The organism is Algoriphagus aquaeductus, from assembly GCF_003253485.1.
Lineage (GTDB): Bacteria > Bacteroidota > Bacteroidia > Cytophagales > Cyclobacteriaceae > Algoriphagus > Algoriphagus aquaeductus.
On the sequence record NZ_QKTX01000006.1, the window covers coordinates 233,221 to 246,419 of the forward strand.

Sequence of the window (13,199 nt, forward strand, 5' to 3'; positions counted from 1 at the left end):
CATACTTAACCAACTATGCTTTTTTCTAAAAGACTGCTCCTTCTTGCCTTTTTCATTGGCTTTGCTTTCTCATCTTTTGGGCAAAGCAAACCCTTAATCGGGCAGGTCTTGGACTCCCTCAATCGACCGATTCCCTATGCCAATGTGGTCGCGATCAACCAAAGCACTCAGAAAATCGGGGGCTTTGGGATTTCCAATGATGAGGGGCGATTCAAAGTGACTCTTGCTACAGGTGCGGAATATTTGCTGCGGGTTTCCTTTGTCGGCTACCGGCAATTTGAATTGCAGATTAAGGATTGGGATGCTGAAACTCCCATTTTGGTTCGGTTGCAGCAGAGTGATACCGAGTTGGGATTGGTGGAAGTGGTATCGGAAATGCCCGTGACCATGAAAGGTGACACGCTAACTTATAAAACGGATGCATTTACCACCGGTACGGAACGAAAGCTCAGCGATGTGCTGGAGAAGCTTCCCGGATTCCAAGTGGATGAAAACGGAGAGGTGAAAGTTCAGGGTAAAAAAGTGGATAAGGTGCTCGTGGATGGGAAGACGTTTTTTGATGGAGATACCAAGTTGGCCACCAAAAACCTTCCTGCCAATGCAGTAGACCGGGTTCAGGTGTTGAAAAATTTCAATGAGATATCACCGATTCGAGGATTGGACAATGATGAGACCCTGGCCTTAAACATTCAGCTGAAAGACGGCAAAAAGAACATGGTATTTGGAGATCTGGAAGGGGGAGTGGGGCCGGAAAAGCGATACCTTGGGCATGCGAATGCTTTCTACTATGCTCCCAAACTCAACCTTAATCTGATCGGTGGAAGCAACAATGTGGGCGAACAGACTTTTACGCTTCAGGATTATTTCCGCTTCAGTGGAGGGATGGCCGGATTGGGTGGTCGGACGGGCTCACGAGTGCAGATGAATAGTGATGATTTGGGGATTCCCATGGCCAATCGGACCAATGCGGCTGAGTTGCAAACTCATCTGGGCGCACTGAATTTGAATTATACCCCAAGTAAACGGTGGAGGCATACCGGATTTCTCATTGCATCTGCTTCGGACAATCGTCTGGGCAGCAATTCCCTCCGAACCTACCTCAATGCCGGTGACAATGTGCAGGAAAAGCTAAATTCGGTAAGCCAGGTAGCCAACAAATCTGCCTTGGGGAAATATGCCCTTACGTATACGCCTAAAGAAGAAACTTATCTTAAATACAGTCTTTTTGGGAAGCTTTCGGAAATTGAAAACAGCAATGTCCTGGTGTCGGATTTTGGACAAAATCTGCAAAACATCACTTCTCTAAACACCCGAAGACCCTATTCTTTCCAGCAAAAACTCGAGTGGTATCACGCGCCAAGTGTTCGCCATGTCTTTTCCACAGAACTCAATTGGGAAAGTAAATTCACGGATCCGCTCTTTGACTTGCAGACGAATCTCAAACCACTTTTGGGTTTGTATCCCATCCCCAATGCCGAAACCTATCGCTTATTTCAGTCACAAGAGCTAAGGACAAATACAGTCGAAGGAGCTTTCAACTACTACTATATCCTTAATCCTACCAATCACCTCAACTGGTCCTTGGGATATCAGCGGCTTTCCCAAAGTTTGATCGGATCCCTTCGTCAGGAAGGTTCAGATCAAGGATATGAGGACTTTGATAATGACAATGAATTTGGTTTTCAGGATGTCTATCTCGGTACGACCTGGAAGACCAAATGGAAAAAATGGGTACTCAGTCCCTCGGTGTTTTTGCATCGATATGCATGGAGAGATCAGCAAGTGGCAAATGAGCTCGATTTCAGCAAGGTCCTGGCCCTACCGGGAATGTATGCGAAATGGACGATCAAATCCAACCGGTCCCTGACCTACCGTTTCCAGACAGAAGCTAATTTTATGGACATTCAAAAACTCGCTCAGGGACTTGTTTTGCAGGATTACAATGCGGTTTTTCAGGGAAATCGAGCGTTGGATAATGGACTTTTTGATAATCATACGATGAGTTATACCCATTTCGATATGTTTTCGGGATTGACATTGTTTGGCAATCTCAATTACCAGCGAAAGCGAAATGAAATCACGACTACGACTGATTTTGCTGGGATCAACCGGCTGCTTTCCCTGATCAATATCCAACCGGTGAATGAGACGCTCAATGGGGATGTCCGTCTGGATAAAGCCTTGAATCGGATGAAATTCGAAATCGGCGGGAGGTGGAATGCCTTTTCCACCAATTTGATCTTGGATGATCGACCCACGCAGAATCAGCAATTCTCCCAGACCTATGATACCAAGCTTACGACTACTTTTTTCAAGATCTTGGAAATCAAGGCAGGATATTCATTTACTGCGAATGATTATACCTCAGGACAACTTCAAAATACTTTTGTCACCCACAGTCCACGACTCGAAATCGACTTGGATATCGTCAAAGGCTTAAAACTCAAGGCTGATTACACCTACAATACCTACCTCAATCAGGCGGCTTCCACGCGCAGTGACTTTGACTTCCTCAATGCCTTTTTGATGTATCGAAAAAAATCCAGCCCTTGGGAATTTAAAGCATCTGTATGGAACTTGTTTGATACGCAAGCCATCCGTCGGGATAGTTTCAGCGAAAACCTGATCAGCACTTTTTCCTATCTGGTGCAGCCAAGGTATGGCTTGCTGACAGTGAAGTATGATTTGTGATTAAGCTGGAGAACCAGAGACCCAAGATGAAAAAGTCGTAGACTTTCGAAGAATCGTTTTTTCGGATTTGCTGGTGGTTCAAGGAGGTTCTCTTTCTTAGCTGAAGGATAAATTTTAAGATTAATTTTCCCAAGTCTTCTTCATACAACAATAAAAGCTAAATATAAAAATGCATTAAAAGCTAAAAATGATAAAACATTATAAGCTAAAAGTTGTAAAACCGTAAAAGCTAAATTACCTTTGAATAAATTAAAAAGGTAATGGCTACGATCTCCGAAAGACTTGCTAGCTCCCTGACGATTCTCAAGGATCTTCAGGAAGTGGATAAGATCGCCGTCAAATCATCCGATCTCAGCCGTACCCATCGGGAGCGCTTGGTCAGGTCGGGTTTTTTGAAAGAGGTGATGCGGGGATGGTATATCCCTACGCGACCGGAGGAACCGGCCGGGGAAAGCACGTCTTGGTACACCTCCTTTTGGTATTTCTGCGCAGCTTATCTGAATGAGCGCTTTGGGGAAGAATGGAGTTTGTCGCCTGAGCAGTCGGTCATCCTTCATGCAGGTAATTTGACTGTGCCTCGGCAGCTGCTGGTGCGATCGCCCTTAGCCCGTAATCAGACCACTCAGCTGCCTCATGATACCTCCATCTTTGAGACGCGAGCGCGAATTGCGGAGAAGGAAGAGCTGGTGATTGATCCTCATGGTCTTCGCTTGTTTACCTTGGAATCTGCGCTGATTTACTGCCCAGAGCCTTTTTTCCGAAATAACCCGGTGGATGCCAGAGCCGTCTTGGGTACTTTTCGGGATGGCACGGATTTGCTCCGAAGGCTGCTGGATGGGGGACATAGCGTGGTGGCGGGCCGCTTGGCGGGAGCTTTTCGGAATATCGGGCGGGATGCGATTGCGGATGATATTTTGGCAGGGATGCGAAGTGTGGGTTATGCGGTCAGTGAGCAGGATCCATTTGCCAGTCCGAGTACGCTACTGATTCCTTCGAGACAAGTTTTGCCCCATGTCAATCGACTTCAGCTGATGTGGATGAGCATGCGGGAGACGGTTTTGGAGGTTTTTCCATCCGAACCGGGTCTTCCCCGGGATTCATCGGCCTATCTGCAGCGGGTCAGTGAGCTCTTCGTCAATGATGCATACAATTCCCTGTCGATCGAGGGCTATCGTGTTTCTGCGGATTTGATTGAGCGTATTAAAGCAGGGAGTTGGCAGCCGGAGCTGCACGAGGCAGACCGACAGCATCGGGATTCGATGGCAGCAAGAGGCTATTGGCAGGCATTTCAGTCGGTCAAAAAGGCCTTGGAAGAGGTGCTCTCCGGAGCAGAATCGGGTCAGGTAGCCGAAAAGGCCCATCGAACTTGGTATCGGGAGCTGTTTGCGCCGAGTGTGGAGGCAGGGATTATCCGAGCTTCTGACCTTGCGGGCTATCGAAATCAGTCGGTATTTATCCGCCGATCCAAGCATGTGCCCCCTTCTCAGGAGCAGGTGAGGGACCTGATGCCAGCGTATTTTGACTTACTTTCATCCGAAAAAAGCGCGGGAGTCAGAGCCGTATTGGGTCATTTTGCCTTTGTATATATTCATCCCTATGTGGATGGAAATGGTCGGATTGCCCGATTCTTGATGAATCTGCTGATGGCGTCGGGAGGCTATCCCTGGACGATTGTGCCGGTGACGCGCAGGGAAGAATACATGAGTGCCTTGGAGTCCGCCAGTGCAGATCAGAATATTCGTCCCTTTGCGGTGTTTTTAGCGAGTTTGGTAGAAAACTAAAAAAGGCCTGGATTTGCGTCCAGGCCTAATTTTTTAACTATTCCAATTTTTCAATCCGATCAAACAGATGCGACCAATTTCACGTCAAGTTTCACCTCGTCATAGATCATTCGATCGCCTAGGTTTTCGAAGAAGTTGCCTGAGCGGAATTTGATGTCATACTTGGTGCGGTCAAACGTGATTTGCCCGGTTGCGGTCATTTTTCCACCTGCCATGGTCACTTTCGCAGGAAAAGAAATCGGTTGGCTGATTCCTTTGATGGTCAACGTTCCCGAAATGGTGTAGTCAGTTCCGTTGCTGGACTTTGCTTCGGTGATTTTGAAGGTGGAGGTGTTGAATTTTTCCACGGAGAAGAAGTCATCAGACTTCAAGTGCTTGGTCAGATTGCCTTTGGAAGGCTCTTCCTTCAGGTCTTCCACGGTCAGGTTGACCATGTCCATGTCGAAGGAACCACCGGTGATTTTACCTCCTGCTACATCGAGATTCGCGTTTTTGATGGGTACATAGCCCCAATGGGTGCCAGTGACTTTGGAAGCTTCCCAGCGAATTTGGCTTTCAGCTTTGTTGACGGTGGCAGGAGCAGGGTTTTCGGTCAGCGAAAAAACAGCTGCAAGACTGAGGATAAGCGTGGTAATCAATTTCATGTTGAGCGGATTTTGGTTGTTTAAAACGGTTCGAAGAAATACAAGCTATTAGACTATCCTTCTTTCAAATTGTTTAACGTTCCTCCAATCCTAGGTTCGCTGAATCTTACCAATGGTAAAAATTGAGGTTTTTTGGTTGGAAAATCAGGATTTAGCCAAAAGCCCAAATTCTACCTTCCCATGTCCATCGGGAGTGGTGTAGAAAGGCCGCTTTTCGATCTCGTAGTTTTTATCCGAAGGTATACCCAAGGCATGATAAATGGTCTGGTGGATGCTGTCGATTTTAATTGGATTTTCGATGGTTTTACAGGGGCGTTCGTCGGCAGTTTTACCAAAGATGTGGCCACGCTTGATTCCCCCTCCAAACATCAGGACCGAACAACCATCCGTGAAATGCCTGTGCATGCCGTAGTTTTTCATGTCTTCGATGATATCCGGTACTTCCACCTGGTCTAAGACTTTGAGGTCGGGACGTCCTTCGGTCAGCATATCCCGACTGAATTCACTCGCGACGATGACCATCGTCCGGTCTAGCTTTCCACTTTGGTCCAAGTCTTTGATGAGCTGGGCGATGGGAGCATCGATCATTTTCTTCATATCCTTGAGTCGGGTATGTCCATTGTCATGGGTATCCCAACCGAAAAAAGGTTCGTATTCGGTGGTCACCGTGATGTACCGTGCACCTTGGTCGACCAGCCTTTTTGCCAAGAGACAGCCCAGACCAAAACGTCCGGTGTTGTACTTGTCATAGCTTTCTTTCGGTTCCTGACTGAGGTCAAAGGCTTTGGCCTCGGGGGAATTGAGCAGCATGTAGGCCTGTTCCATGGATCGCTTCAGTGATTCCTTTTGGTAATCCGAGCCGAATTCTCCCATGGGACTTGCCGAAATCAGGTCATTGTAAAGTTGATTTCTACCCTCGAATCGATTGTAATCCATTCCCACAGGAGGTCTCACCGCTTCCAATCCGGCAGAAGGGTCGGGAATCAGAAAAGGTCCAAACTCCGATCCTAAAAATCCGGCAGAATGGAAGGCTTTTAGTTCTTCCCCTTCACCGACTGTAAAGCGCTGTCCGATATTGATAAAGGGAGGGATGACCGGATTGAGTGGTCCTTTTTCCTTGGCTATCCAGCTTCCCAAATGCGGAACGACCACGGATTGTGGCGGTTCGTAGCAGGTGTGAAAATGGTATTGGTGGCGGGTATGCAGAATGTGTCCCAAGTCAGCCGCTTGATAGGATCGGATCAAGGTGCCTTTGTCCATCACCGAGGCGATGTTTTCCAGTCCCTCGGAAAAGAAAATTCCATCCAATTTGGTGGGAATAGATGGGAAGGTACTCAACACTTCCTTTGCTTCCATTCCTTTACGGAAGGGAGTGTATTTTTTGGGGTCAAAGGTCTCGGTATGGGCCATGCCACCAGCCATGAAAAGTAAAATCACCGAGTCGGCGGTAGTCGGGATTTTACTTTCGCAGGAGGAAAGCAATCCTGCCAATGGCGCGCCCATACCCATAGTGGCAATGGCTGCAGCACTGGTTTTCTTGAGAAAGTCGCGTCGGGTTTGTAGGTATTTCATGGCTAATGTTTATGGTTCCGGTGTGTGGGGACACACACCGGGGCGTCTTTTTTCAATAGATCAATTGGAATTCGGGTAAGAGGAAGACTGCCCAAAGTAAATCTTGGACGGCTGCCGGATTAGGCTTGGGGCCAAGTGCTTTTTTAGCCACTTCCAGTTCCTTGGGACTGGGTTTTCGGAGCAGGGCTTTGGCGTACAGGTTCTCAGTTAAGACCATGGGATCTGAAAATGTAGAGGCCCATTTTTCTCCTCCTTTAACCAAAGCCTTGTTGAGTTTCTCTCCATTGCTGAGTTCCAGGGCTTGCAATAAACTCGCCTGAGAATCCCGGCTGGTGGAAACAATTTCCCGGTTGGGACGACCGAGTGCTTTTAGAAATTCATTGTTGGCCACTAAAGAAGCTCTGGCAAAACTCAGATTGGTCTTCGCTTCGGGGATCAGCTGATAGGGGCGGAATTTGACTTCAACCGAGTCAAAGAGCGGTGCTGAAATTTCCGCCACCGCATCTGCAAATTGCTCTGCCGTGATGCGCCGACGGATGACTCCTTGGAATTTGAAATCCTCAGCCAGGAGTTTTTCGGCGGAAGGGACTGTCACGGACGGACTTTGGTAGATTTTTGAAGTAGTAATCTGATAGATCAGACGCTTGAGGTCATAGCCATTTTCCACGAAATCCACAGCCAACCAATCCAGCAAATCCTGACTCCAAGGCGCATTGTCCATTTCATCCACGGGTTCTACCATGCCTCGTCCCATGAGCTGTTTCCAGATGCGGTTGACTACCGTACGGTACATCCTTCCGTTGGCAGGTTGGACGAGTTGGTCTGCGAGTTGGCGGAGCTTCTCGGCTTTGGTGGCCAGCGAGTCAATCGCGCCGAGTTCCTCCCAGAGGATTTTGGTTTGGGCTAGTTTGCCGGTGGGTTGCTCGCAGCGGCTTACTTCCAAGGTGGAGTCGGCAAAAATATTGGCAAAGGCATAGGCTTGCTCCAGTTTCCAGTCACTGATAAAGCTGTCGTGGCAGGAGGCACATTTCAGATTTAATCCAAGGAGAACTTGCCCGACATTTTGAGCCGCTTGCATCTCGGTGCGCTGGGAAGCATTGACGGTCCCTCTCCAGCGGATGCCTTCGATGAAGCCTTTGGATTTTTCATTGGGGTTGAGCAGTTCTTTGGCGAATTGATCATAGGGCTTATTGTCCCGAATCGAAGTGTATAACCAATCTGTGATGGCAAATCGACCCCGAGTAATATAGCCCGTTCCGGTATAGTCATTTCGCAGCGCATCATTCCAGAACGTCAGCCAATGCTGGGCAAAATCATCTTTGCGGTCAAGCAGTTTTTGAATCCAGATTTCCCTCTTTTGGGGATTGGTGTCTTCCTGAAAAGCTGCCAATTCCTCTGGAGACGGCAAAAGTCCGATAATATCGAGGTATACCCTGCGAAGAAACGTTCGGTCATCGACTGGTTTGCTCCATTTGAGTTGATGTTGTTGGAAATACTGATCCACCCATCGATCAATTGGATTTTCTAAACCCGGGTCGGCTGGAGGTAGATCTGGTTTCCGGGGTGCCAAAGCCGCTACGCGATACACGGACTGCTGAGCGACTCCATCGGGCCAAGGAGCCCCTTTTTCGATCCAAAGGGTAAGCAGTTGAATTTCCTCTTTGCTGAGGAGTTTGCCCTTTTCGGGCATCACGTCTTTGTGGTTTTTGGAAAGGGAAATGCGGCGGATTAATTCGCTTTGACCGGGGTTTCCCGGTACGATGATGGGTCCGTTTTCCCCTCCGGCAAAGACAAATTCCTTTTCATCCAATCGCAGCTCGCCCTCGATTTTGGCCCCTGAGTGGCACTTGTAGCAGTTGTGGGCGAGGACTGAGCGCACATTGGTCACGAGTTGGATTTCTTTTTCGGGAGAAAGCTCGGAGGCAAAGGAAGCTAAGTCCACGGTCAGAGATGGTGGCGCTTCTTGATCTGAATTTTGGGGTAAAACCTCTGTTAAGTAATCTTCTCCATGCGTCAGTGAAGCTCCGAAGTGCCCGGCCACACCGATTCCAATGCTGGTGAGAAACAGGATCAATCGATAGGTTTTAATCGAAGAAGTGGAGGGGTTGAGTTCGCTTTTGCGAAGCAAGACCAACAGGAAAACGCTTAGTCCTGCACTGGCCAGGCCTAGGATTCGATGAAGATCTAAAGTGCTTCCCGTGATTCCCTCATTTTCGGCTAACAACCAACCCATTCCGGCTGAAAAAACTGCGGAGATGGCTCCCAAAACGACCAAAAACCGGATGCCCGACCGAAAGGAATGCCGAAAATTTCTCAAAGTAAAAAGCTCCATCACGGCAGCCACCAAAAGCAAGGCAATCGGAAAGTGAACGAGCATCGGATGAAGTCTGCCGAAAAGCTGGCTCAGCCAAAAGCCACTTTCCAGAAGTGAAAACCCCATTCCGAGGACTGGATGAAATGGGAATAAAGTGACTTGGTCATGGAGCAAAGAAGAAATCATGGAATGAGGTTAAGCTCGAAAAATATAAGGCTTTCGAATCTAAAAACAGTCCTTTACTTGGTGAAAAAACTGATTGTCAATTTTTTGTTTGGAAGTCGAGTAGCGAAAATAAATGACTTTTCGTCTTGCCAATAACTAAATAGATATCCTATGCGCAAGTTTTTGATTTTTCCCGTTGTTCTTTTTCTGATTACTGGATGCCTTGAAAAAAATGAATACACCTCCCTCCTTGGAACCGATCCCCTTACCCAAAACGGAGAAGTTTTTATCGCTGAAGATGGGGAAGAATATTGGATGGGCTGCGAGAATTCGTATTGTTACGGGTTTTCCGGTGGGGTTCCGGAAAGCCTGAAAACGCTCCAAAACCTTACCATTCCCAATGACCTTCCGGCCTCGTTTGATCTTTCCAATTTTCTACCGGAAGTAGGCAATCAAGGAAGATTGGGGTCTTGTACCGCTTGGGCTACGACCTACTATGGCAGAAGTCTGCTCCATAATATCGGGCAAAATTCCTCCCGTTCTCAGGGAGTCACTTTGAGCCCATCCTTCATTTATAATCAGATCACAAAAGGCCAATGCAAAGGGACTTCGATTATCCGATCGCTTCAGCTTTTGGTGGATCAAGGAGCCAGCGAGTGGGAGGTTTTTCCGTACCAATCCACAGGATGCAATCTGCAACCAACAGCTGCACAGCGTGAAAATGCCAGCAATTTCAAAATGAAGGATTATTTGATTTTGTCAGGAGAAAATATGGTCGCTGAGGTTAAGACCCTTTTGACACAAGGAAAACCGATTGTGGTGGCGATGGGCTTGGATCCGGAGTTTGGGAAAAAGGATGCCTTGGGACTGAGTGCTTATCGTCCACATCAGGTCAAAAAGGACCAGATATATGGGTCTCATGCGATGCTGGTAGTTGGCTATTCGGATCAATTTAAAGCTTTCAAACTAGTGAACTCTTGGGGAGAAGGCTGGGGAGATCAGGGCTTTGTTTGGGTGGATTATGCAGCTTTTGAAAATGTTTTTGATCTTCAAAATCCCTTCCGGGTCTTGTGTCAAGCTTTGGTCGTGATGAATTGATTGCAAAATAAAAGCCCCGAACTTGCGATTCGGGGCTTTCTAAGGTGATTAAAAACGTTTACTCTTCAGCTTTATTCTTAAACTCGATCTCGTTGATGCCCATCAATACCTGCTCAGGTTTTGCCTCTGGATTTTTGAAGATAAAATAGAGATCCTGAACGCCCGAAGTAGGTTTAATTTTAACCTGGGCTCGATTGGAGTTCATTCGCATCCAATCCTGCATACTCACTCCCTGAGGTGGTCTGAATCCTCCGCCTTCTTTTCTGCCAATCTTTTCAGAGGTTCCGAGAATTTCTCCAGTCGGAGAACCCAAACGAATTTCAACAATTCCTCCAAGAGCTCCATTTCGTTGATTGATCGCTGCCAACACATCAATCTGCTGAATTCCTGTAAGGTCGATGCCTTTCAGTGCAAACTGTGAATTGTCACCGGCCATCATGAAGCTCACCCTGGGAGTGGTCAGCAGCTGAACGCCTTTTCGATCTACCGATGTCTGAGGATCGACAAACGGACTTCTCAATGCCACGAAATCCACTCCATTCAATGAACCGATGGAGTTTCCGCCTTTGTCAGAATAGGAGGCTCTCAGCAAGAAACTGCCCTGCCCATTTTCTCCTTCAGGAATCACCGCATCCAATTTTCCGCGCAATGGAAGCGAAGCAATATTGGCCTGCACATCGTCCATGGCCAGGATGTAATCCACCATTCTCTTGGCGTCTGCTTCGCTGAGAGAAGGGTGCGCACTCATCGCATGGTCACCCCAAACTCCAGCTCCTCCTTTGATAATTTTGCCCACGAGGTATTTGGAATTTTCCTCAGAGTTAGGATACTTTTCGGCTACTGCCTGATAGCTAGGGCCGATGGATTTTTCGGTGTATTGGTGGCAGGATTTACAGTCGCTCTGTTCGATCAGATTTTTGCCTAGATTCAAAATAGCAGCACTTTCCACCCCACTCTGCTTGGAAGCGACCTCGATCGGATCAAAACCTGCAGGCACATAGTCAAAGGTGACCGCCACTTCTTCCGGCTTGATTTTGCCATCAGCGGAACCACCGTCTTCTTGATCACTTACTGAGATGCTGTAGGCCAGTTCCTTGTCTCCAAACCAGAAGCTGCGGTTGAGTCCTCCGAAGTCGATGCTGACCACCGGAGGCTCATTGCCTGAGGTTACTTCCAGAGAAGCCGAATTAGTTTCGCCTTTGGTATCGGTGACGGTCAGGGTGACTTGGTAGGTTCCTGCCTCAGCGAACGTGAAGCTTGGATTGGCCTCGGTCAAGGTTTGATTGAAACCGGAACCGTTGGTTATTTTCCACTCGTATTTCAGCTTGCCTTGATCGTAATCGTCAAAGTCATTTGTGCCTTCGGAAGAGAAATTGACCGTCAAAGGCGTAGCTCCGGCTGTTTTGTCTGCCACTGCACTGACATTTGGCTTACGATTGCCTCGGTTGTACTGGATTTTGATCAATCGGGAATTGGCATTGCCCCGGAACCAAGCTGAACCATATTCCAGGATGTACAAAGAGCCGTCCGGTCCGAAGTCCATGTCAATCGCCGAGCTGAAAGTTTCCGCTGGCAGGAATCGCTCCATGCTTTGGTAATCCCCGTTTTCATCCATGGTGACTGCAAAAATCCACCCTCGCATAAAGTCCACAATCAGCCATTTGCCTTCGTAGTAGGCTGGGAACACATAAGGCGCGTCTTTTTTGAAATCAGCTTTCCTAAACACCGGTCCTCCCGTGGCGCTTCTACCTGAGCTTCCCAATTCCGGAAATTTCTCAGAAGCACCGTACGGATAGTAAATCATTGCAGGTACAACCGGAGTCGGAAGCTCGCGCAAACCGGTATTGTTCACCGATTCGTTGACCGGATTGTTGACATCATAAGGTGCCCCATAGGTGCTGTCCGCATGGTTGTGCCGGTTGTAAGGGAAATTATCCCCGATGAAGTACGGCCAACCGAAAAATCCTGGGCCTTTGGCTTGGTTGAATTCATCGTATCCTCTCGGACCCCAAATGGAATCCACAGATGCATCCGGTCCCACTTCACCCCAATAGAGGTAGCCTGTCTTACTGTCCAGGGTTGGTCTCCAAGGGTTTCGATGGCCCATGGTATAGATTTCCGGACGGGTCTTTTCTGTTCCCTCAGGGAAAAGATTTCCTTTAGGGATCGTATAAGAACCGTCATCCTCCGGATGGATTCTCAGGATTTTTCCTCTCAGGTCATTGGTATTTCCCGGAGCTCGCTGATCATCGGAGTTTTCCATTCCTGGTCTTTCGTCAAGATTGGAAGTGCCTTCACGCGGGTTGACGGTATTGTTTCCCACGGTCAAGTACAGGTTTCCTTCTGCGTCAAAGACCATCCCACCACCGGTGTGGCAGCATTCTTCCCTCTGAGTAGGTACTTCGAGCATGATTTTTTTGGAGGATTCCACCAGTTCGTTTCCTTTTAGTTCCCATCGGGCAAGGACGTGCTTGGAATCTGTCGGATCTGCATAGTACATGTAGATCCAGTTGTTTTTGGCATAGTCCGGGTGGGCGATTACTCCCATGAGGCCTTCTTCTGCCTCTCTTACGACTCCCGCTTTGTTGGTGTATTTGGTGTTGACTGGGATGGTAGCGACCAAAGTGACTTCTCCGGTGTTTTCATCCAGGATTTTCACTCCTCCTTTTCGTTCTACAAAAAGCACGCGATTGCCGGGCAAAAAGGTCATTTCCATCGGTTCGTCCATGCCTTCAGCGAGGACGACTTTGGTGAAGCGGTTGTCTTCGGGTTTGATGTTGGGATCGTCTGAAGGGTCGGATTTGCAGGCAAAAACTGCCAATCCCAACAGCAAGGCCCAAATAGATCTCAAGGGTAAATTGTTTCGCATAGGTTTCGGATCAATGGATAGGTTTTCTATTGTCTCAATGTTGGACAAAAGATGCCGAACTACCA

At 48.0% G+C, this 13,199-nt stretch carries 7 protein-coding genes; 3 read left to right on the plus strand and 4 right to left on the minus strand.

Annotated features, from left to right (window positions below; translation table 11 throughout):
• Positions 1–15: 15 nt before the first annotated feature.
• Together CLV31_RS10440 and CLV31_RS10445 are read left to right on the plus strand one after the other, a co-directional pair.
• Positions 16–2,691 carry a carboxypeptidase-like regulatory domain-containing protein gene (locus CLV31_RS10440; RefSeq protein ID WP_111392829.1) on the plus strand — a complete coding sequence of 892 codons (2,676 nt, stop codon included), beginning with the start codon at positions 16–18 and terminating at the stop codon, positions 2,689–2,691.
• Between the two features lie 260 nt (positions 2,692–2,951).
• Complete coding sequence (locus CLV31_RS10445; protein WP_111392830.1) at positions 2,952–4,472, plus strand: Fic family protein; 1,521 nt, start codon at positions 2,952–2,954, stop codon at positions 4,470–4,472.
• A 59-nt stretch (positions 4,473–4,531) separates the two neighbouring features.
• Here CLV31_RS10445 and CLV31_RS10450 read toward each other — a convergent pair whose 3' ends face one another.
• From CLV31_RS10450 to CLV31_RS10460, 3 genes are all read right to left on the minus strand, one after another.
• On the minus strand, positions 4,532–5,116 hold the full coding sequence (locus CLV31_RS10450; protein WP_111392831.1) for a YceI family protein: 585 nt from the start codon (positions 5,114–5,116) through the stop codon (positions 4,532–4,534).
• 144 nt (positions 5,117–5,260) lie between these two features.
• Entirely contained in the window at positions 5,261–6,688 is a 1,428-nt protein-coding gene (locus CLV31_RS10455) for a DUF1501 domain-containing protein (protein WP_111392832.1), read from the minus strand.
• A 52-nt stretch (positions 6,689–6,740) separates the two neighbouring features.
• Positions 6,741–9,128, minus strand: coding sequence for a DUF1549 domain-containing protein (locus CLV31_RS10460; RefSeq protein ID WP_111392865.1), 2,388 nt, complete (start codon positions 9,126–9,128; stop codon positions 6,741–6,743).
• A 210-nt stretch (positions 9,129–9,338) separates the two neighbouring features.
• On the opposite strand from CLV31_RS10460, the gene CLV31_RS10465 reads away from it, so the two are divergent.
• Positions 9,339–10,265 carry a C1 family peptidase gene (locus CLV31_RS10465; RefSeq protein WP_111392833.1) on the plus strand — a complete coding sequence of 309 codons (927 nt, stop codon included), beginning with the start codon at positions 9,339–9,341 and terminating at the stop codon, positions 10,263–10,265.
• A gap of 58 nt (positions 10,266–10,323) precedes the next feature.
• Here the strand turns inward: CLV31_RS10465 and CLV31_RS10470 are convergent, their stop codons facing one another.
• Positions 10,324–13,134 carry a PQQ-dependent sugar dehydrogenase gene (locus CLV31_RS10470; protein ID WP_111392834.1) on the minus strand — a complete coding sequence of 937 codons (2,811 nt, stop codon included), beginning with the start codon at positions 13,132–13,134 and terminating at the stop codon, positions 10,324–10,326.
• Positions 13,135–13,199 lie beyond the last annotated feature (65 nt).